The organism is Micromonospora sp. NPDC005173, from assembly GCF_040608515.1.
Taxonomy (GTDB): Bacteria; Actinomycetota; Actinomycetes; order Mycobacteriales; family Micromonosporaceae; genus Micromonospora.
In genome coordinates this window covers 1-22484 of the sequence record NZ_JBEXIK010000072.1, presented here as the reverse complement: position 1 = coordinate 22484, position 22484 = coordinate 1, and the positions used below count along the sequence as shown (strand labels likewise).

The 22484-nt window shown below is 69.6% G+C and carries 17 protein-coding genes; 7 read left to right on the top strand and 10 right to left on the bottom strand.

Features of this window, described 5'->3' with window-relative positions:
- The 3 genes from ABZV00_RS36155 to ABZV00_RS36145 form a co-directional block, all read right to left on the bottom strand.
- A partial coding sequence (locus tag ABZV00_RS36155) for a DDE-type integrase/transposase/recombinase (RefSeq protein ID WP_355614642.1) occupies positions 1–1148 on the bottom strand: 1148 nt, incomplete at its 3' end.
- Between the two features lie 339 nt (positions 1149–1487).
- Complete coding sequence (locus tag ABZV00_RS36150) at positions 1488–2327, bottom strand: GNAT family N-acetyltransferase (RefSeq protein ID WP_355614639.1); 840 nt, start codon at positions 2325–2327, stop codon at positions 1488–1490.
- A 57-nt stretch (positions 2328–2384) separates the two neighbouring features.
- Positions 2385–3608: an MFS transporter gene (locus ABZV00_RS36145; RefSeq protein WP_355614636.1), complete on the bottom strand. Its 1224-nt coding sequence runs from the start codon at positions 3606–3608 to the stop codon at positions 2385–2387.
- Between the two features lie 109 nt (positions 3609–3717).
- On the opposite strand from ABZV00_RS36145, the gene ABZV00_RS36140 reads away from it, so the two are divergent.
- On the top strand, positions 3718–4302 hold the full coding sequence (locus ABZV00_RS36140) for a PadR family transcriptional regulator (protein ID WP_355614633.1): 585 nt from the start codon (positions 3718–3720) through the stop codon (positions 4300–4302).
- Positions 4303–4411: 109 nt separating this feature from the next.
- Here ABZV00_RS36140 and ispG read toward each other — a convergent pair whose 3' ends face one another.
- The 7 genes from ispG to ABZV00_RS36105 all read right to left on the bottom strand — a co-directional run bounded on the left by ispG (position 4412) and on the right by ABZV00_RS36105 (position 14190).
- A complete protein-coding gene (ispG, locus tag ABZV00_RS36135; protein WP_328424594.1) occupies positions 4412–5584 on the bottom strand; it encodes a flavodoxin-dependent (E)-4-hydroxy-3-methylbut-2-enyl-diphosphate synthase in 1173 nt (390 codons plus the stop codon).
- Positions 5585–5593: 9 nt separating this feature from the next.
- Positions 5594–6844 (bottom strand): site-2 protease family protein, encoded by a 1251-nt coding sequence (locus tag ABZV00_RS36130; RefSeq protein WP_328424593.1) that lies wholly within the window; start codon positions 6842–6844, stop codon positions 5594–5596.
- Positions 6844–8055: a 1-deoxy-D-xylulose-5-phosphate reductoisomerase gene (gene dxr / locus ABZV00_RS36125; RefSeq protein WP_355614627.1), complete on the bottom strand. Its 1212-nt coding sequence runs from the start codon at positions 8053–8055 to the stop codon at positions 6844–6846. Before dxr ends, ABZV00_RS36130 begins: the two co-directional genes overlap by 1 nt.
- 43 nt (positions 8056–8098) lie before the next feature.
- The gene (locus tag ABZV00_RS36120; RefSeq protein WP_328424590.1) at positions 8099–8743 is read right to left on the bottom strand and encodes a Uma2 family endonuclease; all 645 of its coding nucleotides are present in this window, start codon (positions 8741–8743) and stop codon (positions 8099–8101) included.
- A gap of 379 nt (positions 8744–9122) precedes the next feature.
- A complete protein-coding gene (locus ABZV00_RS36115) occupies positions 9123–13094 on the bottom strand; it encodes a CARDB domain-containing protein (protein WP_355614624.1) in 3972 nt (1323 codons plus the stop codon).
- A 392-nt stretch (positions 13095–13486) separates the two neighbouring features.
- Positions 13487–14038, bottom strand: coding sequence for a GNAT family N-acetyltransferase (locus ABZV00_RS36110; RefSeq protein WP_328424586.1), 552 nt, complete (start codon positions 14036–14038; stop codon positions 13487–13489).
- A gap of 11 nt (positions 14039–14049) precedes the next feature.
- Positions 14050–14190 carry a hypothetical protein gene (locus ABZV00_RS36105; RefSeq protein ID WP_355614621.1) on the bottom strand — a complete coding sequence of 47 codons (141 nt, stop codon included), beginning with the start codon at positions 14188–14190 and terminating at the stop codon, positions 14050–14052.
- A gap of 419 nt (positions 14191–14609) precedes the next feature.
- Between ABZV00_RS36105 and ABZV00_RS36100 the strand changes: the two genes are divergently transcribed.
- The 6 genes from ABZV00_RS36100 (at position 14610) to ABZV00_RS36075 (ending at position 22440) form a co-directional block, all read left to right on the top strand.
- Positions 14610–15803: a hypothetical protein gene (locus ABZV00_RS36100; protein WP_355614618.1), complete on the top strand. Its 1194-nt coding sequence runs from the start codon at positions 14610–14612 to the stop codon at positions 15801–15803.
- 344 nt (positions 15804–16147) lie between these two features.
- Complete coding sequence (locus ABZV00_RS36095; RefSeq protein WP_355614615.1) at positions 16148–17737, top strand: DUF4331 domain-containing protein; 1590 nt, start codon at positions 16148–16150, stop codon at positions 17735–17737.
- Between the two features lie 128 nt (positions 17738–17865).
- Positions 17866–18555 (top strand): class F sortase, encoded by a 690-nt coding sequence (locus ABZV00_RS36090; protein ID WP_355614612.1) that lies wholly within the window; start codon positions 17866–17868, stop codon positions 18553–18555.
- Positions 18552–19913 (top strand): tetratricopeptide repeat protein, encoded by a 1362-nt coding sequence (locus ABZV00_RS36085; RefSeq protein ID WP_355614609.1) that lies wholly within the window; start codon positions 18552–18554, stop codon positions 19911–19913. Before ABZV00_RS36090 ends, ABZV00_RS36085 begins: the two co-directional genes overlap by 4 nt.
- Positions 19910–21481, top strand: a complete 1572-nt coding sequence (locus ABZV00_RS36080; RefSeq protein ID WP_355614606.1) for a sulfite exporter TauE/SafE family protein — start codon at positions 19910–19912, stop codon at positions 21479–21481. Before ABZV00_RS36085 ends, ABZV00_RS36080 begins: the two co-directional genes overlap by 4 nt.
- A 248-nt stretch (positions 21482–21729) precedes the next feature.
- On the top strand, positions 21730–22440 hold the full coding sequence (locus ABZV00_RS36075; RefSeq protein WP_355614603.1) for a type IIL restriction-modification enzyme MmeI: 711 nt from the start codon (positions 21730–21732) through the stop codon (positions 22438–22440).
- Positions 22441–22484 lie beyond the last annotated feature (44 nt).

Sequence of the window (22484 nt, the reverse complement as noted above, 5' to 3'; positions counted from 1 at the left end):
TAGCGGGTGTCGTTGGTGGTGGCATGGCCGATGGGGTGGCCGTCCGCGGTGTAGACGGTGATGTGGTGGTGGTCGCGGATGGCGGTGAGGTGGTGTCCGCGCCAGGCGCAGCCGATGCCGATGCGGGCGGGGCCGACGCGGATGGTTCCGGTGTCGGAGACGCGGGGTCGGTGGATGGTGGCGTCGGTTTGGATCGGTAGGGCTTGGGGTCCGCCGTGGTGTGGCGCGGTGTGCCAGGTGTGGTGTGGGGTTGCCCGGCCGGGTAGGGCGCTGTGGCGGCGGTGGTTGTAGTGCTCGCGGTAGGTGTCGAGCAGTCGTTGCAGTTGCCCCAGGGTGCGGGGTTGGCGGGGTTGCACGGTGAGCCATTTCTTCAGGGTCTGGTGGTGGCGCTCGACTTTGCCGCAGGTCTGTGGGTGGTAGGGGCTGGAGTGGATCAGTCGGGTGCCGTGTTGGTGCAGGGTTTGGGCGAAGCGTGATGGGCCGGCGTTGTCGTGGCGATGGCGGCTGGTGAATGCGGCGCCGTTGTCGGACAAGACGATCGCGGGTGCGCCGTGGTTGGTGATGGCGTGGCCGATGGCGGCGATCGCGGCGGTGGCGGTTTCGGCGGTGGCTGCGTGGCAGGCCACGAGCATGCGGGTGCAGTCGTCGATGACGTCGAACACGGCGACGAGACGACCGTCGGTGAGAGTGATCATGGTCGCGTCGATCTGGTAGCAGTCGCGGGGTTGGGCGTAGGCGAAGCGGCGCCAGGAACAGCGGGGCCTCTTGGCAGGGTTGCGGTGCAGCAGGTCATGGCGCGACAGCACCCGGTTGATCGTGGATCGTGACGGCACCGACCACGCGGGGCGGGTCTCGGCGTGGATGCGCACCAGTTCGTCGTGGATGTGATCCGCGCCGTTGTCCACGCCCAACTCGGCGCGCAGCTTGCAGATCCAGGCGTCCAGTTCCGGCAGGGCCTGGCCCGGGCTGTGGTGCGGCCGGCTCGATCGGGGTCGCCACGCACCCTCGGCGTTGATCCGCGCCCGGTGTCGGTAGAACGTGCGCGGGTTGACGCCGTTGTCACGACACCACTGCTGCACGTTATCGATTTTCACCCCTGCGGTGAGCAGGGCATCCACCGCGCTCATCACCTGACGCCGATTCGCCACGCCTTGCAGTCAAGCCCGACAACGCACCCCCACCTACAAAGCTGATCTTGTGACACAGGAACCGGGACATGAACTGCGACAGAGGTCATGGGACTGAACAGTTACCCGCTAACGGAAACTGTCCAAGATCTCGGTCCGGGCCGAGCGCAGGCCGGGGGCGGAGTCGGGCCAGGCAGGCCGAGCCGGGCGGGCGGGCGGGGCGGAGCCGAACCAGGCCAGGCCGAGCCGAACCGAACCGGAGCAGGCCAGGCCGGCCCGGACCGAGCCAGGCCGAACCAGGTCGGGTCGGAAGGCAACCTGCACACGGAGGTTGGCCCGCCTACGAAATGGAACTGGCGGTCAGAAGAGGACCGTGGCGAGGGTGCCGATCGGCTGGAAGCCGCAGCGCTCGTAGACCCGGCGCGCTGGCAGGTTGAAGTCGTTGACGTACAGGCTGACGGTCGGGGCGACCCGCAGCAGGGCGTCGCGTACGACGGAGGCCATCGCGGCGGTTGCCATCCCCCGGCCCCGCCACTCCGGAGCCACCCAGACGCCCTGGACCTGCGCGGTCCGCTTGGTCACCACGGCCAGCTCGGCCTTGAACACGACCTTGCCGTCGACGAACCGGGCGTACGCCCGACCGGCGCGGACCAGGTCGTTGACGCGTCGGCGGTAGCTGCGTCCGGCGTCCTCGGCCAGCGGGGAGACGCCGACCTCCTCGGTGTACATGGCCACCGATGCCGGAAAGAGCCGGTCGACCTCACCGGCGCGAACCTGGCGTACCTCCGGGTCGGCCGGTACGGACGGCAGCGTGTCGGTGGCCAGCAGCGGCTGGTTGGGGCGGACGTCCCGGGCCGGGCCCCAGGCGTCGGAGAGGCGGTCCCAGAGGCCGAGGACGGCGTCCGCCCGGCCGACGATGGAGGAGCAGAGCCTCTCTTCGCCGGCGAGGAGGTCGGCGAAGGCGGAGATGGCTGGTTCGGTGGCGAGTACGGGGGTCAGGTTGCCGCCGAGCCAGCAGAGTGATTCGAGGTTGCGCCGTGCGCCGTACCCCAGGATTCTGCCCTCGGCCCGCCACCAGGAGAGCCCGCGCGCGGCGATGCGCTCGGCGACCTGCGCGCCCGCGAAGGGGTCCAAGTCGAGCAGTCGCTCGACCGCGCGGCGCTCCGATTCTCCCAGTTGCCGTACCGGCACCGTCAGCACGTGTACCAGCCTGCCAGATCGGAACCCCGCCCCGCCGGCCGAGTGACGAGCCCGGCCTCAGACGGGCACGGGCTCGGCAGGAAGGCTGGTCGGTCGGGTGCGGCCGGCCCACCGGACGACCGGGGGCACCAGGGCACCAAGTAGGAGGAACAGCCCGCCGAGCAGCAGCCAGCCCGGTACGCCCCAGCCGAGCGCGAGGCTGGTCACGACGACCGGGGCGAGCATCTTGCCGAGTTCGTACCCCATGCCGTATGCCCCCTGGTACTGCCCCTGCGCGTTGGCCGGCGCCAGCCCGAAGGAGATCCCCCATCCGGCGGCGGAGTGCCACAGCTCCCCGATCACGTGCGCCAGCGACCCGCAGCAGAGGAGGGCGACGGCGGCCGCCGTGGGCAGCGAGCCGCTGGCGGCGAAGAGTACGCAGGCCAGCGCGATGGCCACCCCTGCCCGACGGGAGGCGCGGGCGGCTCCCGGCAGGGTGACGGCGCTGCGCGCGGCGCGTACCTGGAGGAGCACCACCAGCACAGTGTTGACCAGCGTCAACCCGGAGATCATCCAGGCCGGCGCCCGGGTGTGCCCGGCGATCCACAGCGGCAGGGCGATGGTGAGCAGGCTGAAATGCATGGACATCAGCCCGTCGAGCAGGGTGAACGCGAGGAACGGGCGGTCCCGCAGGGCGATCAGCCGGGGTCCGTGGGTCGGGGCGGCGACCGGCGCGACGGTGGGCAGCCGGAGGAAGACCACCGCCGCGGCCAGCGACGCGGCCGCTGCGGTCAGGATCAGCGCGACGTACCCGGCGCGGGTGTCGGCGGCGATGGCGAAGCCGCCGAGGACGGCGCCGACGGAGATGCCGACGTTGGTGGTGGCCCTCAGGTAGGCGCGGGTGTGCACCCGCTGGTCGGCGGGGATCACGCCGGCGATCAGCGCGCCCCGGGCGCCGCGCTCGACCGCGTCCGCGAGTGCCGTGGCGGCGCCCACCACCAGGAAGGCGACGAACGACCGGACGGTGATCAGGCCGGCGGTCAGGGTGCCGGCGGCGATCAGCCCTCCGACCTGTGCGCCGCGCGGCCCGATGCGGTCGGCGAGGTAGCCGCTCGGCGCGCTGGCGAGTACGCCGACCAGCGCCGAGATGGTCAGCCCGACGCCCACCTGGGTCGGTGAGAGGCCGACCGACCGGGTGAGGAAGAGCGCGCTGGCGACCAGCCAGAGGCCCCGCCCGACGGTCTTAACCAGGGTGCCGAGGGTGAGGGTCCGGGCCGGGCCGGGTGGGGGAAGCAGGCGCATGCCCGACACTCTAACAAGACGTACGTACGGTTTGTAGCCCGGTACTTGTCAGCGATGCGTTGCCGATATATCGTTGATGCATCAGCGACAGTCCAAGGAAGGAACGGACATGAGATTCCATCGAGATCAGCACCCGATGCACGAGGCTCGGAGGCGCGGCTTCGGCTTCCCGCCGGTCCCGCCCGGCCCGCACGGCCATGGCCACGGCGGACCCGGCGGCCCCTGGGGTGGGCGCGGCCGGGGTCGGGGCCGACGCCCGAACGTCCGGGGCGCGGTGCTTGCACTGCTCACCGAGCGGCCGATGCACGGCTACGAGATGATCCAGGAGATCGACTCCCGCACCGGCGGGGCCTGGCGGCCCAGCCCGGGCTCGATCTACCCCACCCTCCAACTGCTGGAGGACGAGGGGGTGATCGTCGCCAGCACGGAGGAGTCCGGCGGCGGACGGAAGCGGTTCGCGGTCACCGAGGCTGGTCAGGCCGAGGCCACCGAGGCCGCGCAGACCCCACCGTGGGCGGAGTTCGCCGAGGACACGGTGAACAGCTGGCACGACATCCGTGACGCCGGTACGCAGGCGATGAGCGCGCTGCGCCAGGTGATGATGAACGGCACCGACGACCAGCGGGAGCGGGCCGCCAAGGTGCTCGACGAGACCCGGCGCAAGCTGTACGCGATCCTCGCCGAATCCGAGTGACGCGAGGCAGCACCACCCGGAACACCAAAAGAGCGGCCGTTTCCCCCAGGGGAGACGGCCGCTCTTTTTCGGTACGCGTCGTCGGCGCGAGAGAGCGCCGCCGGACGGATCAGTGCACGGTGACGGTCGGGCCGGTGACCAGCCCGCGCAACTCCTCGGGCAGCTCGGCGCCCATCTCGTCGGCGATCCGGAGCGCCTCCTCGATGAGCGTCTCCACGATCTGCGCCTCGGGCACCGTCTTGACGACCTGCCCCTTGACGAAGATCTGACCCTTGCCGTTGCCGGAGGCGACGCCGAGGTCGGCCTCGCGGGCCTCGCCCGGGCCGTTGACGACGCAGCCCATCACGGCCACCCGCAGCGGCACCGGCAGCCCTTCCAGACCGGCGGTGACCTCCTCGGCGAGCTTGTAGACGTCCACCTGGGCCCGCCCACAGGACGGGCAGGAGACGATCTCCAGGCCCCGCTCGCGCAACCCCAGCGACTCCAGGATCTGGTTGCCGACCTTGATCTCCTCGACCGGCGGGGCGGAGAGTGACACCCGGATGGTGTCGCCGATCCCCTCGGCGAGCAGGGCACCGAAGGCGACCGCCGACTTGATGGTGCCCTGGAAGGCCGGGCCGGCCTCGGTGACGCCCAGGTGCAGCGGGTAGTCGCACTGCTCGGCCAACTGCCGGTACGCCCGGATCATCACGACCGGGTCGTTGTGCTTGACCGAGATCTTGATGTCCCGGAAGCCGTGCTCCTCGAACAACGAGCACTCCCACAGCGCCGACTCGACCAGCGCCTCGGCGGTGGCCTTGCCGTACTTGCTGAGCAGCCGCTTGTCCAGGGAACCGGCGTTGACACCGATCCGGATCGGCACGCCGGCATCACCGGCCGCCTTGGCGATCTCCCGGACCTTGTCGTCGAACTGGCGGATGTTGCCCGGGTTGACCCGGACCGCCGCGCAGCCCGCGTCGATCGCCGCGAAGACGTACTTGGGCTGGAAGTGGATGTCGGCGATCACCGGGAGCTGCGACTTCTTGGCGATCGCCGGCAGCGCCTCGACGTCGTCCTGGGACGGCACCGCCACCCGGACGATCTGGCAGCCGGACGCGGTCAGCTCGGCGATCTGCTGGAGGGTCGCGTTGACGTCGGAGGTGAGGGTGGTGGTCATCGACTGCACGGACACCGGCGCACCGCCACCGACCGGGACCGAGCCGACCATGATCTGGCGGCTGGCCCGGCGTGGTGCGAGCGGCGGGGGCGGCACGGCGGGCATACCGAGACTGATTGCGGTCACTTCAGGCACTCACCTTGAGAAGAGCGTGATCGGGTTGACGACGTCCGCGGCGATGGTGAGCAGGGTGAACGCACCACCAATCAGGATCACCACGTACGTGAAGGGCATCAGTTTGAGGTAGTCGACCCGGCCGGGGTCGGCCCGGCCGATCCGCGCGTAGATCCAGGAGCGGGCCCGTTCGAACCAGGCGATGGCGATGTGGCCGCCGTCCACCGGGAGCAGCGGCAGCAGGTTGAACACGCCGATGAAGAAGTTCAGCGACACGAAGAGCATGAAGAAGACCAGCCAGGCGTTGTTCTCCACGGCCTCGCCGCCGAGCCGGCTGGCGCCGACCACGCTGATCGGGGTGTCCACGTCCCGCTCGCCGCCGGTGAGGGCGGTCCACAGGGCGGGGACCTTCTGCGGGAGCCGCTGCAGCGCTTGGGCCGTACCGACGGCCAGGTCGCCGGTGAAGGAGGCGGTCGCGCCAAAGGCGCCGACCGGCCCGTACGTCACCCGGGTGGGGGTGCTGGGGACGAGGCCGACGCCGAGGGCGGCCACCGGCCCGGCGGCGCCCTTCGGGTCGTCCAGGGGCGGACGCTGGGTCTGCGCGAGCACGGTGCTGGTGCTGCCCGACTGCCCGTCACGGACGTACTCGATCCGCGCGGTCTCCCCCGGCTTGAGATTGCGCAGCGTGGTGAGCAGGTCGCCGTAGTTGCCGATCGGGGTGCCGTTGACCGAGGTGATCCGGTCACCGTCGCGCAGTTGCGCCTGGGCGGCGGGGCTGGCCGCGTCGGCGGGCGTGCACGCCCGCAGCGCGTTCTCCGGCACCACGCACGGGCTGAGCTGGATGACCGCCGGCTCATTGCGGGCCTGCGCGTCGGTGGTCGGGAAGTCCGGGTTGGGCAGGCCGGCGGAGACGGCGAGGATCCAGATGGTGATCAGGGCGAGCGCGAAGTGGGTGATCGACCCCGCGGCCATCACGATCGTCCGTTTCCAGACCGGGTAGCGCCACATCGCCCGCGGCTCGTCGGCCGGGTCCACGTCGTCGTCCTGCGGGGTCATCCCGACGATCTTGCAGAAACCGCCGAGCGGGATGCCCTTGACGCCGTACTCGGTCTCGCCCCGCTTGAACGACCAGAGGGTGGGGCCGAATCCGACGAAGTACTTGGTGACCTTCATCCCGAACGCCTTGGCGGTGAGCAGGTGCCCCGCCTCGTGCAGACTCACCGAGATGAGAATGGCCAGGGCGAAGAGGACCACCCCGAGCAGGTACGACATCAAGCTCCTTCCACCGAACCCGCGATGATCTCCTGCGCGTGCGCGCGTGCCCACGACTCGGCCGCGAGCACGTCCTCGACGGTACCTGGTTCGGCGAAGTCGGGAGCGTCCTCCAACACGCGCTCCAGCGTGTCGACGATGCCGAGGAACGGCAGCCGGCCCGCCACGAACGCCTCGACGCACTCCTCGTTCGCCGCGTTGTAGATCGCCGGGCGGCAGCGCCCGGCCTCCCCGGCGGCCTTGGCCAGCGCCACCGCCGGGAACGCGGCGTCGTCCAGCGGGGCGAACTCCCAGGTGTGCGCGCTCGTCCAGTCGACCGCGGCGGCGGCCCCGGGCACCCGGTCCGGCCAGCCGATCCCCAGCGCGATGGGCAGCCGCATGTCCGGTGGGCTGGCCTGGGCGATCGTGGATCCGTCGGTGAACTCGACCATGGAGTGGATCACCGACTGCGGGTGCACCATCACGGTGATGTCGGCGTAGGGCACGTCGAACAACTCGTGCGCCTCGATCACCTCAAGCGCCTTGTTGACCATCGTGGCCGAGTTGATCGTGACGACCGGCCCCATGTTCCAGGTCGGGTGTGCCAGCGCCTGCTCGGGTGTGACCTGCGTCAACTCGTCGCGGCCCCGGCCCCGGAACGGGCCGCCGCTGGCAGTGACGATCAGCCGGCGCACCTCACCGCGTGACCCGGAACGCAGGCACTGGGCCAGCGCCGAGTGCTCCGAGTCGACCGGGACGATCTGCCCCGGCCGCGTCAGCGCGGCCTTGACCAGCGGGCCGCCGGCCACGAGGGACTCCTTGTTGGCCAGGGCGAGAGTACGACCACCGCGCAGCGCGGCCAGCGTAGGAGCGAGGCCCAGCGAGCCGACCACCCCGTTGAGCACGATGTCGCACGGCCACTGGGCCAGCTCGGTCATCGCGTCCGGCCCGGCCACGATCTTGGGAAGCTTGAAGTCGCCGGTGGCCCACCCGCGCCTGCTCGCCTCCGCGTAGAACGCGAGCTGGAGGTCCTGCGCGGCGGATGCCTTGGCCACCCCGACCGCGTCGACGCCGAGCTCCAGGGCCTGCGCGGCGAGCAGCGCGACGTTGCCGCCACCGGCGCCGAGCGCCACCACCCGGAACCGGTCCGGGTTGCGCCGGACGATGTCGATGGCCTGCGTGCCGATCGAGCCGGTGGACCCGAGCAGGACGAGGTCGCGGGGGGAAGTCACGGGACCATTGTTCCCCAGAGGCGCTGAGCGCCCGCTGGGAGCCTCAGTCCTCGCCGGCCGACTCCTCCGGCGGCGCCTCCTCGTCCAACAGCTCCGCCGGATCGATGGCGAACTCGAACGGCTCCCGCATGGCGAAGGTGCTTCCCGCCGCAGCGGCGGCCAACGGTCGGTATTCACCGTCCACCAACTCGAACAGGGCGATGGTCGGCACCCGGTTGCGCAGGTCCACCCGGAGGAAGAAGGGCACCCCGACGGCCGCGTACTCCCGGGGGCGGTCGATCACGTCCTTGCGCCGATTACCCGGTGAAACGATCTCGCCCAGCAGCACCGCCTCGGCGATGGGAACCGTCGTGCGGCCACCGCCCGAGTTACGCAGCACAGCGATGTCCGGGATGAAGAGATCATCCTCAGACAACACGTTGATCTCCGGGTAGACCCAGAATCCGGCCTTCCGCGCGGCGCGGTGCAGCACGTAGGGCAACTCTCGCTCGACCGACTGATGATCGATTCCCGCGTGTGGTGTCACGATCACGCTTCCGCTCAGGACCTCAACCTTGGGGCCGTTGGTCTCCGGCAACAGGTCAAGGGCGAGCTGCGCTGTCCACGGCTCGTCGTGCCACCGCAGCACGTCGAACGACGGCTCGGTGTGCTGCGGCGCCGGCTCCGGCGCGAACGCTGCCTGGGCCATCCGGGCTCACCCCCTTCGCGGACCATCCTGCTCAGCTCAGCCTAGCCGCGCAGCCCCGCCAACAGGCACGTCGCACGCAGTGTCCGTCAATGAGCGCGCCTGCAATGCCACGCCACCCACCGACCCCACCCCACCGTTGATCACTTTCTGCTGAGTATTTGCGGGGGCTGCTGCAGAGCGCCGGCCAGAACTCCGGGGTGAGGACCGCATCGAACTCCCCCGCAATCTCCGGGCTGCGCGACAACGCCCGGCGCTGATCGACTCCAGATCGCCGATGTCGGGGTATCCCTGACACCCGGATACCCCGACATCGCCGAACCCGTGTCGATCAAGCCGCCGGCTGGCGACCGAGGGCCGCCGCAGCGGCCCTCGGTCGGGACTAGCCGCCGTTGATCACGAACTGCGATCCTGGCTGGATCACGATGTTGCCGTCTGCCGAGTTGGTGATGGTCACGTTGGTCAGCGTGGCGCTGCCCCGGGCCCCGCTCATCGCGAGGATGCCGGCGCCGTTGTTGGACTTGTCGATCCGCACGTTGGTGATCGCGACGTTCGGCATGTTGCCGCCGCCGTTCTTGAACTGGATGCCGTCGTACGTCGAGTCGTAGATGTCGGTGTCCCGGATCGTGACCCCGACGATGTCCCTGGTGGCGGGGAAGAGGGTGATGGCACCGAACTCCTGATCCTCGTTCCAGAAGGCACCGCCGGTCCGGTAGAGCCCGTTGTTGGCGATCAGCGTCGTCCCGGAGAAGGGCAGCGGGTCGTGGTCGGTCGCCAGCATGATGCCCGGGTAGTTCGCGGTGTCGTAGATCAGGTTGTTCTCGATCGAGTTGTCGTAGCCGCCGTAGATGGCGATGCCGTTCGCGCGCCAGGGCAACTGGATGGTGTTGTTGACGAAGTGGTTGTCGTGGGCGATGTCCACGTTCCGGTCCTTGACGTACGGGTTGGCCCAGACGGCCAGCGCGTCGTCGCCGGTGGTACGGAAGGACGAGTTGAACACCCGCGAGTTCCGCGTGCCGTTGCTGAAGTTGATGCCGTCGGCATAGGTGTTGCGGATCCGCATACCGGTGAACTGCAAGCCGTCGGCCGGGCCCCAGAGGTCGGGGATGTTGTCGTAGTCGCGTCCCACCCAGACACCCACGTTGGCGTGCTCGATCCAGACGTTGCTGATCCGGGTGCCTGTCCCGAACCGACCGTTCAGACCCACCCCGCCCTCGGCGTTGCCGTCACCGCCACGGATCCGGCCCGAGCCGAAGATGGCGATGTCGGAGATCTGGGTGTTCTTGTCGATGTCGAAGCCGAAGTTGCCCTCGTGCGGGTGGTTGATGCCGCCCACCACGTTCTGCGGCTCGGTCAGCGTGTAGAGCTGTGAGTGCCACATGCCGGCGCCCCGGATCGTGACGTTGCTGATGCCGACCTGGTTGTGCGTACCCCGGTTCAGCGGGTCGTCGGTCAGGATCTTCTGCTCCTGCCGCCACTGCCCGGCCGGGATCCAGACGCAGCCGATGACCCCGTTCTGGTCGTCGGTCACGGCCCGTTGGATGGCCGCGGTGTCGTCGAGCCCGTCGTTGGGGACCGCACCGTACGACGTGATCGAGGTGCACTCGGTCGGCTGGCTCGCGGCCGGCGCCACCTGCTCCAGGTCGATAATGTCGATGACGTAGAACGAGGCGGAGTCGCCGGCATCGCGCTGCAACTTGAACCGGGTGCCCGCCGGGTACGACTGCGACAGCAGCGCGTTCGACTCGTCGAACAGCCGCCGGGCGTCGGCCTGCGGGGTGTTGGTCAGCGCCTCCGGCCCGTCCGTGTTGCCGTAGAGCCAGCTGTGCCGCGACGAGAGGGTCAGCTTCCGGGAGAAGACGTCGTTGACGTAGAGGCTGATCGTCGCCTCGATGCCACCCCCGCCGGGCGCGTCCGGGATGGAGTTGCGCACCACGATGGAGTTGGCGGGGTTGGTCGAGGTGAACTCGACGAACTGGCCGGTGCTGTTCAGTCGTACCGACTTGCGGCCCGAGGACTCGGTGGCGAAGTTGGTGTGGCCGAAGGTGCGCAGCGGGTCGGCCTCCAACAGCGCGCCCTGGTACCGGCCGGCCTCGGCCTCGTAGGAGACGTACGGGACCGCCGCCCCACGCCCGACCACGATCGACTGGGTGAACGCGTTGTTGGTCTCGTTGGTCTCGGCGACGGTGTTGGTCGCGTCGGCGGTGGCCGTGATGGTGGCTCCGCCACTGGTGGCGGTCCAGCTCCCGGCGACCACAACGGTGACCGTCGCGCCGGCGGCGATCGACGCGGTGTTGGTGTTGAGCGTGGTGCCGCCCACCACCAACCGGGTGACCGTGGTCGCGCCCGTCGCGGTGGTGCCGCGGTTGCGTACCGCCACGGTGAACGTGACAGACGCCCCGACGGCCGGGTTCGGCGGGTTGGAGCTGATGCTGAGGACCTGCAGGTCAGGCCCCGGAGCCTGCGCGACCGCCAACGGCGACGGTGCGGTGAAGCTGTTGTTGCCGTTGTTCTGCTCGACGATCGTGTTCGTCGGGTCGACCACCGCCGAGACGCTGTAGCTGCCCATCGGCCGGGTCCCGGCGTTGAACGAGACAGTGGTCGAGCCGCCCGCGCTGAGCGCACCCACCGCGGCGCTACCGGCAACCGTGCCGGCCAGGCTGAAGTTCACCGTGGTGGGTCCGGCCGCGGCCGAGCCCACGTTCTGGACCACGGCCGAGAGAGTGACCGGGGTGACCTCGCTGGGCGACGCGGGAGACCAGGTCGTCGAGCTGATGACCAGGTCAGGGTTGGGTGCCGGCGTGCCGCACACCTCAAGCTCGGCCACCTGGCCCGACGGCGCACCGGTGTTGGCGGTGAACCGCAGTTGCACGTCGGCAGTGGTCGCGGTGACCGGGATGGTCACCACGTTGTTGCCCTGGACGAACTGGTAGTTCGCCGCCGACACCAGACTGGTGTACGTGGACGAGGCCTGGTCGCGGCCGAGGATCTGGATGTTCTGGGTACGGGTGCCCCAGGCCGGGTCCGGGTTCAGCTTGACGGCGACGGCCGTGATCGAGTGGTTCGCGCCCAACGCCACGGTCAGGGTCTGCGGGTAGCTCGCCGCGCCCTCCCAGTACGTCGTGACCTGCCCGTCGTTCGCCTTCTCCGGCGTGAAGGTGAAGGTGGAGCCGCTCGCCGTCATGGTCTTGCCCTGCGCCACGTTGGTGCAGGCGGGGGGCGGGGTGCCGGTCCGGGTGACGGTGTTGCTGTTTCCGGACAGGTTGCCCGCGCCGTCGCGGGCGCGGACGTAGTAGGACACGGTCGCCGTCGACGGCTGGTTGTCCTGGTACGTGAGGACGGTGCCCAGCGTCGCGATCAGGCTGCCGCCGCGGTAGACGTTGTAGCCGGCCAGCCCGCTGCCACCGGAGTCGGTGGAGGCGCCCCAGTTGAGCGTGATCGTGTTGCCCGACGTGCTGTGCGACAGCGTCCCCGGGACGCTCGGCGCGGTGGTGTCACCGCTGCCGGTACGGGTCACCGTGTTGCTGTTTCCCGAGAGGTTGCCCGCGACGTCGCGGGCCCGGACGTGGTACGACACGGTCGCCGTGGCCGGTTGCGTGTCGTTGAAGGTGGTCACGTTCCCGATGGACTGCAGGAGCGTGCCGTTGCGGTAGATGTCGTAGCCGGCGATGCCGCTGCCGCCCGGGTTGTCGGTCGACGCGACCCAGTTGAGGGTGATCGTGGTGCCCGACTGGGTGTACGAGAGATTGCCCGGCACGCTCGGCGCGGTCGTGTCCGGACCGCCACCGCCGCTGCCGTAGACCTCAAGCTCGGACAGCTGCCCGGCCGGCCACCCGCTGTTTGCCGTGATGTCGATACGCACGTAGCGGGTCGAGGTCTGGCTGAAGTTGATCGTGACCGTGCTGCCACTCGCCGGGTTGAACGTGTAGGTCTGCGACGGCACCAGGTTGCTGAATGACGATCCGTTGGTACTGCCCTGCACGCTCAGGGTCTGCGTGCGGGTCGCCCAGCCGGAGGTCGGCACCTTCAGCACGACCTGATTCACGGCCTGCGACGAGCCAAGGTCGACCTGCACCCACTCGGGGAACGAGTTGTTGGTGCTCTCCCAGTAGCTGCCCGGGTTGCCGTCGACGACCTTCGACGAGTCGTAGACGTCGGCGTGGCCACTCTCCTGGGTCGGGCGGCCCTGGGCGAGGTTGGTGGCCGCCGGGGCGAAGGCGGTGCTCGTCGCGGCTGTCGTGCCGGCGGAGCGGGGGTTCTCCGCCGCGTTCGCGACGGCCGTCGACCCGGCCGTGGCGATCACCGTGGCCGCGACTGTCGCCGCCACCATCCTGAACAGATTCGTTCGTCTCATCACTGTCCTGTCGTTGGGGGGACGGTGCCGCGACGGGCTGGCCACGGCGTGGGGCGTGATTCGGCGCGTCGTCGGCCGACGCGCGGGGGCGTGCCGGCCGGTGTGGGGAGGTGCCGAGGAGGCGAGGGTGGTGGTGGCAGCGGGAAAGGGGAGAAAAGACGCCAAAGAGTCAGCCCGCTGAAACTTGCGGCCCCATGCAAAGAATCAAGCACACCTTTGTCGAGATTTTGCATGACGTTGACCAGATGTTACTGACGTGCTACGAGGGCGTCAACACTTCGACCACCGTGACTATTGACGACCGCCCATCCGTCGGCGTTCGGCGGAAATGAAGGGGCCCCTGTCAACGCCTGGCGTCGACAGGGGCCCTTCCTTCGCTTTGCTGGCGGTGGTCAGTCCGTCGGGGCGGGCAGGACGAAGGTCTCCAGCTCCTCGCCGCCGTACCAGTCGGTGCGCCGCCCCACGTGAGCCATGCCGAGTCGCCGGCAGACCGCCATCGACGGATCGTTGCCCGGCGAGACGACCGCGTAGATCTGCGGGGTGCCGGTGACGAACTCCCGCGCCGTCACCGCGCGGGCCGCCTCGGTGGCGTAGCCGTGACCCCACGAATCCGGGTGCAGGTGCCAGCCCACCTCGATGTCATCGGTACGCCGCGCCTCGTCCCGCCCCGGCAGCGGCTTGAGCAGCACCGTGCCGACCACCAGACCGGTGTCGCGCACCTCGATCGCCCAGGTGCCGTACCGGCCATGGTCGGCGGCGTGCCGGTCCCGCCAGATCTGCAGCCGGTCGGCGGCCTGCGCCGGGTCGGTCAGCGGCAGCCCGGGTGCCGCGCCCAGCCATCGCGTGATCTCGGGGCGGGAGTAGATGTCGTAGATGCGGGCCAGGTCGACCGGGTCCGCGGTCCAGTCGCGCAGGATCAGGCGTTCAGTGGTGAGAACGGTCATGGCGGGCGATCTTAATGAGTGACCGACCCTGGACAGGCAAAGGCATCAGCGGCCGGCTGGTCCACCGCGGCGACCGCCTTGGTGCTGGTGATGCCGATGCCGCCGCCGACCACCACGCCCCGGAATCCGCCCGAGCCGGCCACGACGCCCACCCCCTCGCACCGGACCGGCGCGCCGCCTCCCGGCTGCGGGTGACGTTACCGAGACAGCCGGCACCCGTACGGCGATCACGGGCCTCGGCCGTTGCCGGAGGGTTGGGAAAAGTGCGGCGATAGTCGTTGGGATTCGCAACAGCGCCCGTCCCTTCGATTTCGTTACATCGTGGAATCTGGGCCGCTCTATTTCATGCATCGCACATTCGAACTAATGAGATGTACCGGCCAGTTCGGCGCTTAGCGCACCTGGCGGGGTCGCCGGAGAATGGGCGACGGCAATATGCTCCCCGACACTCCCCTTCCCTTGTCAATAGAGGAAGGTCAATCAATTCTTTCCCATCCCCGATCGACGCACGTAGCGGAAATCGAAAATAGGACTGCCGCCCAGAGCGGATGCGCCACTATTTGGGGGACACATGGCCGTCGTCGTAGTGCTCGATATCGATGAGACTCTGCGCGAGCAGCACAGCCTGACGATCGAAGTCCGCTCGGACGACGCCGGTGTGCCGGTGGCGGTGGCCGCGCTCCGGCAGGCTCTGCTCCGGCTCGAAGCGACGGGAGCCGGCGGGGAGCCGGTGGGCCCGGCCGTCGTCTCGTCACCGATCGCCTTGCCCGGCGCGCTGCTCCTCGTGATCGACTTCGGCCCGCTCCCCGCCGAGCATGTCCTCGCCATACCGGAGATGCTGGCCCGGCAACTGCGCGATGCCGGTGTGCGCGACGCTCTGGTCTCGGTGGCCCGGCGCGGCCCGAGCCACGACATCGAGGAGTTCGGCGTGTCCGCCCGGGCCTACCTGCGCGGGCCACTCGGCGCGCCGTTCGGCGACGCCCCGTGCCAACTGCCCCCGCCCCTGCTGAACGTGGCGCTCGACTGGTTGCACGCCGAGCGCGGGCCCGCGGACGAGCTGAGCGCGGTCGTGCTCGGTGTGCGGGTTCCGCTCACCGCCGAGGCGGCCGGCTCGGCCACCGCCGCCGTGTTGTCCACCCTGCCCACAGCCATCACGGTGACCCTGCTCGCCGGCGACCTCACCAACCGGCTGGTGGCCGCGACCGTCGGCGGCTACCACGACGTGCTACCCGCGGCAGCGTTCACCGTCGCGCCGCCGCGCGCCGACCCTACCGACGCTGGCGACCTGGCCGGGCCGATGCACCGGCTGCGCGACAAGCTGCACGCGCACAGCGGATTGCTGGCCTGGGCCGGGGTGGACGCCGAGCCGGACAGCCGTCGGGTGACCACGCCACAGTGGTCGCAGTGGCTCCCGAGCGACGGAAAGCCGGTGACCCGGCGGCCCGGGGTGGAGATGCTCGCCGACGCGCTCATCCCCGACGCCATGTGGTATCAGATCCTCTCCGCCGGGCACCTCGACCGGCTCGGCGGCCTGCCACCCGGGGCGACGCCGCTGCCCGGCCGGCGGGCCGAGTTGACCGTCGGGGACGCCGAGCAGTGGCTGCCGGGCCACCCCGACGCCCTCGCGGTCCTCGCCCGGGGCCGCGAGCTGCTCGCCGGCTGCCTGGTGGACGAGGCGCAGGCGTGGCAGATGACGGCCGCCCGGATCCGCCGTGCCACGCCGCCCGCCGGCCATTGGCCGCACCGTCACGATACGAGTGGTTGAGGCGCAGATACCAGCGGACCGCGACCACGATCACCTCGGTCGGGAACAGGAACCCGGCGAACGCCGACGTCGGAGGCAACCACGGGCGAGAGCGGCTCGATGACTTCACCGCTCGGGCCCGCCTCGATCTTGCCAACGCTCATGCAACGGTGCCGCGCAGTGTCACGTGCGTCCAAGTCTGCCTGGTGTCGCATGAACTTTCGCGTTTGTGCCATCGCTCAGAAGCGGTCGCTGTTGAATCGTGGATGGGAGGCGTACTGATCGGGAGCTTAGTGATCACGAGGTGAGGCGGGGTGGGGGACGTGCGAAGTGGTGTCAGATTCGCCAGGCCGGGGCGGGGTGCGTTGGCGTGGTATGCCAGCGCGGGTGTGCTGGCGTTGGTGGCCGCGACCGGTGGCGCGGGCCTGGTGTCGGAGGTGGCTGACGCGTCGAGTCACCGGGAGGCGCCGTTGATCGCGGGCGATCCGGAGGTGGACAACACCGACGTGTACGCCTTCGTCAGCCCCGACAAGCAGGACACGGTGACGCTGATCGCTAACTGGCTGCCGTTTCAGGAGCCTAACGGGGGGCCGAACTTCTACTTCTTCAAGCCCGGCGCCCAGTACGACATCAACATCGACAACAACGGTGACGCCCGCGCGGACGTCACCTACCGGTGGGTGTTCGCCAACGACGACAAGCGCGATGGCACCACATTTCTCTACAACAACGGCGTGGTCAACAACCTGAACGATCCGACGTTGCTGTTCAAGCAGACCTACACCCTCAGCGAGATCAAGGGTGGGCAGTCGCGGGTGCTGGTGCGGGACGGGATCGTCGCGCCGTCGAACGTTGGCCCGGCCTCGATGCCGGACTACGGACGGCTGCGGCAGCAGGCCGTGACGTCGGTCGAGGGCGGCGGTCAGACGTACGCGGGTCAGGCCGAGGATCCGTTCTTCCTGGACCTGCGGGTGTTCGACCTGATCTACGGCGCGAATCTGTCCGAGCGGGGGCAGGACACCCTGGCCGGCTACAACGTGCAGACCGTGGCGCTGCAGGTGCCCAAATCGGCGCTGGCGTTGAACAACGACGACACCCGCAACCCGGTGATCGGCGTGTGGAGCGCCACCTCGCAGTCTGGGATGCAGGTCTCCGACCCCAAGGCCGGCGGGGATCAGGTGCAGGTGTCGCGGCTGGGTAATCCGTTGGTCAATGAGCTGGTGCCGGCGGCCAACCAGAAGGATGGCTTCAACGCCAGCACGCCGGCGGACGACAGCAAGAACCAGGCGCTGATCGACCGCGTCCTCAACCCGGAGTTGCCGCGGGTGATTCAGCAGATCTACAACATTCCGGCACCGGCCACGCCGCGCAACGATCTCGCGGAGATCTTCCTGACCGGGATCGCGAAGAACGCGCCGACCCTGGACGGGTCGACGCCGCCGATCCAGGCGGATCTGAACTCGCAGATCCTCAACGCGGACGTGGACGCGAAGTCGTTCGTGCCGGCGGAGGAGCTACGGCTGAACATGAGCGTGCCGGTGACGGCCAACCCGAACCGCCTGGGTGTGCTCGGCGGTGACCTGCAGGGCTTCCCGAACGGACGCCGGCTCGCCGACGACGTGCTGGACATCGAGCTGCAGGCCTTCGAGGGCGCGGCGCAGACCGGGCAGCTCGTTCCCGCGCTCGCCGCCGGGGACAAGGTCAACACGAACAACGTGCCGTTCGGAAACACCTTCCCGTATCTGGCGCTGCCCAGCAACGTGGCGGTGAACCAGATCGACGCCGACGGGATGCCCTCCGGTGGCGTGCCCAGCGGCGCCGGCGGCACCGCGTCCACGGGCCTGGTCTGGGTGAGGATCGCGGGTGGCATCGCTGCGGCGGCCTGTTTCGGCGCCGGCCTGCTGGTCAGCCGCCGCCGTCACCGGCTGACCGTCTCGCGCCCGGCCAGCAGCTGATTGAGGGGTGCGGCGCGGCCAGGTGGGCGCGCCGCACCTTGGCGCCCGAGCCGGGCGGGCGGAAGCCGTCGGCGGCGCTGGGCGGGGCCGGACTGTGGTCAGCCGATCTGAGGCGGGAGAACTCTTTGATGGTTGCCATGCGGCTGCGCAGACGCGCACGACTGGCCGTACTGCCGCTGAGGCGGCGACCCCTGCGCGCGCTGCTCATGATCGTTGGAGGACTCATCGTGCTGATGACAGTCGCGCTTACGGCGGTCGAGCGACCCTTGACGGGAGCACCCGGGGTGCCGGCCGCAGCGCCGCCGGGTGCGCTGGCCGCACCCCTGGATCCCCGTCCCGGCCAGAGCGGGTCCGGGTCGCCCGCGCAGCCGACTGAGGTGGCGATACCGTCGATCGGGGTGCGGTCTGAGCTGGTCGACCTGGCCCGTGAGCCGGACGGCTCACTGCCCGCCCCCAGCGACTATCAGGTGGCCGGTTGGTACGCGGGCGGCCCGATGCCGGGGGAGCCAGGAGGTCCACCGGCGGTGATCGTGGGTCACGTGGACTCACACACCGGTCCAGGGGTCTTCTACCGGTTGCGGAACCTGGTGGTGGGCAGTGAGGTTCAGGTCCGCGACATCGCCGGGTCGGTGATGAGTTTCCGGATTTATCGGCTCGACGAGTATCCGAAGGACAGGTTTCCCGCTGGCGCGGTCTACGCCCGCAGTGAGCGGGCGGAATTGCGGCTGATCACCTGCACCGGCACGTTCGACCGGCGGGCGGGCAGCTATCGGGACAACCTCGTCGCGTACGCCACGCTTGTCGGCGGTGGCTCATGAGCCGTCTGCGGCGTCGGCTGTCCGTCGTGTGCCGGGGGCTCACCCGGCTGCCCGTCGTGTTGCTGCTGGCCGGCGTCGTGCTGCTGGTAGGCACCCCGATCGTCACGGGTCAGCTGCAGGAACAACAACGTTCCCCGGGCGTGGTCGGCCCGCCCGCGCGGACCGGGCCGCAGGCGGGTGCCGACGCCCTGCGATCCACCATCGCGAAAGCCCAGCGGCGGCTCGTCGATGTGCCGAAGGACTGGTCGACGTGGGCCGAGCTCGGCTCGGCATACGTGCAACAAGGCCGGATCACCGGTGACCCGTCGTACTACCCAAAGGCCGACGGCGCGTTGCGGCGCTCGCTGGAACTGGAGAGCGCCACGAACTGGAAGGCGATGGTCGGCACGGCGGCGCTGGCCAATGCCCGCCACGACTTCAGCGCTGCACGTGACTGGGGACGCCGCGCCGAGGCCCTCAACCCCCACTCCGGCAACGTCCACGGCTTGCTGGTCGACGCGCTCACCCAACTCGGCGACTACGACGGCGCGCGTATCCAGGTGCAGCGCATGCTGGACGTCGAACCAGGGGTGGCGGCGTTCACCCGCGCCTCCTACGACTTCGAACAGCGCGGGCAGGTCGCGGCAGCCCGCGACGCGCTCAACCGTGCCTTGGCCCAGGCCAGCAGCCCCGCCGACCGGGCCTTCTGCCGCTACTACCTCGGCGAGTTGGCGTTCCACAACGGCGACCCGCAGGCAGCCCTGCGGGAATACGACGCCGGCCTCACCGCCGATCCCACCTACCAGCAGCTTTACGCCGGACGCGGTAAGGCGCGCGCCGCGCTCGGCCAGAGCGACGACGCCCTCGCCGACTACGCCCGCGCCGTGCAGGCACTCCCGCTGCCCGAGCTGCTGATCGAATACGGTGACCTCCTCACCGTCTCCGGCAAGGCCGACCAGGCGCGCCAGCAGTACGACCTGGTCGCCGCAGCCCGGCAGCTGTCCGCCGCCAACGGCATCTCCGATCACCTCACCGCGGCGACCTACCTCGCCGACCACGACCAGGCCGCCGAAGCATTGACCGAGGCACAGGCGGAATGGTCCGCCCGTCGCACCGTCCTGACCGCTGACGCCCTGGCATGGGCGCTGCACCGCAACGGACGTGACGCCGAGGCTCTGGACTACTCCCTGCAGGCCACCCGCCTCGGCTGGCGAAACGCCACCTTCTACTACCACCGTGGTGTGATCCGCCACGCCCTCGGCGACCGGGACCACGCTCGCGAAGACCTCAGCCTCGCGATGACGATCAACCCGCACTTCGACGTCGTTCAAGCGCCGATCGCGCGACGCCTGCTCGACAGTCTCGGCGGCGGCGGATGAGGCGGCGACAGGCCGGCGCCGCGGTAGCGGTGACCTTCATCGCGGTCGGGTGCGCTCTGGCACCGACGAGTCCGGCCACCGCCCACCCGCTGGGAAATTTCTCCGTCAACCACTATCACGGCCTGCAGCTGCATCCCGACCGGATCGAGGACCTGGCCGTCCTCGACGAAGCGGAGTTGCCCACCCTGCAGCAGAAACCCGCCGTCGACAGGGACGGCAACGGCACCATCGAGCCGGCCGAGGCGGCAGCCCACGCTGCCACCACCTGCGCGGCGATGGCAGGCGCCCTACACGCCGAGGTAGCCGGCCACACCCTGACGTGGACAGTTCTTGCCAGCAACCTCACCTACCACTCCGGGGCGGCGAACCTGGTCACCGGTCGAACCGAGTGTCACCTCACCGCCACCGTCGACCTGCGGCGGGCCACCACGATCAGCTTCGAGGACACCTTCCGCACCGACCGCGTCGGCTGGCATGAGGCCACAGCCGTCGGACACGGCATCGGACTGCGCGACTCGCCGTTGCCGAGCACGAGCATCTCCGACGAGCTGCGCACCTACCCCAACGACCTGCTGTCCTCACCGCTCAACCACCGCTCAGCGCGGATCCAGGCCCTGGGCGCAGGCACCACATCCAGCGGCGAACGTCGGTTCGCGATCGCCGCCGCCGGCCCGATCGCCCGATCGATGACCGCCCTCGGTGACCGACTCAACACGATCGCCGGCGCGGACCGACTCACGCCGCTGGCCGGCGTACTGGCGATCCTCCTGGCCCTGCTGCTCGGCGGCGCCCACGCGATGCTGCCCGGGCACGGCAAGACGGTCATGGCCGCCTACATCGCCGGCCGGCGCGGCACCTACCGCGACGCCTTCACTGTCGGCGCCACCGTCACCGCCACCCATACCGCCGGCGTCCTGACCGCAGGACTGCTGCTCACCACCGCGTCGACCCTGGCCGGTGAAACCCTCCTCGGCTGGCTCGGTGTAGTCAGCGGCCTGCTCATCGCCGGCATCGGCGCCAGCCTGCTCCGGTCAGCGCTCCCCGCCCGGAGGAAGCACCAGCTGCCACAGCCGCAAACACTTGTCCTCGCGGGATCGGCACCCGGCGCCCACGTCACCGCCGAGTCCGACGTCACGGCATCGGGTCACCATCACGGTGACAGCCACCGCCACGACCATGATCACGGACATGAGCATCACCGTGGGCACCACCACCATCACCATGCCCGCGGCAGGGCGGGCCTACTCGGCATGGGCATCGCCGGCGGTATCGTGCCCAGCCCTTCCGCGCTCATCGTCCTGCTCGGCGCAGTCGCGCTGGGCCGAACATGGTTCGGCGTTCTCCTGGTCCTCGCCTACGGCCTCGGCATGGCCGCCACCCTGACCCTCGCCGGGCTCCTACTCGTCGGACTACACCAACGACTGCATCGCGGAATTTCCCCGCGGCCAGGGAGCTGGACCGGCCGACTCGCCACCGCCACCCCAATCCTCACCGCCACCCTCGTCCTCGTCGTCGGCGCCGTCCTCACGCTGCGAGCGGTATGGCCCCTCCTGACACCTACGACATAGCCATTACCGCGGATGCCTCAACCGCTTCGCGTCGACCGACGAGTCGGCAGGTCTCAACGTCAAGTCCCTCCAGGCCAGGACGCCGGCGCGCCCCGGGCGGTGGCCGCCTTGGTCAACTCCGGGGCGGTTCACGTACCTGAGCCGCTGGGCGGATTTCGACTTCGCCGAGGTGGCATAGCCTGGGCGGGAAGGGCTGGGCTTTGAGCAGGCCAGGTCTTGTCGGCGGATTCGCCTAAGGTCTTCTGACCATGCGCAGTCATGAACAGATCCGGGCGGCACTGGTCAGCTTCGTTGCCCGATGGCAGGCCTACGCCGGCACCGAGCGTTCGGAGGCAGAGACCTATCTGGACGAGTTGTTCGAGTGCTATGGGGTCAGCCGCAAGGACCGCGGTGCGGTCTTCGAAGACGCACACTCGTCCACGGGGATCGTGGACCTGCACCTGACCGCTCACCTCATCGCGGAGATGAAGGCGCCGAAGGAGACGACGCGCCTCGTCCAGCACCGCAAGGACGCGCTGGAGCACTGGCGCAACTGGACGAGCGTAACCACCAGGCGTCGTCCGCAGTTCGTCATGCTCTGTTCGTTCCACCGCTTCGAGATCTGGGCGCCGGACGCGTATCCCAAGGCTCCGCTGTGTGACTTCCCGCTCGCCGAGTTGCCGGACCGGTACGAGTCGCTCTGGATGCTGCCCGGCATCTCCTTCGTACAGGCTCAACACCCGCCGGACAAAGCACAGCGGATCACCCTGAACGAGGGAAAATGTCAACAGGGCCCGAGCCCGATGGGTAAGGGCTTCATCCTGACCACTGAGGAGGCGAGGTCACTCCTCGATCGGACGGATGCCTCGTACCCGGACGTGGTCCGGCCTTGTCTGATGGCTGACGATATCGCCGACGATCCGGCTCAGCCCTCTTGGTCAGGATGGTGTGAGACACCGCGTGTGAGTGCGGGGTGCTGACCGAGGGCGGGATCGGAGATCCTGGTGTACGTGTCGACATCTTC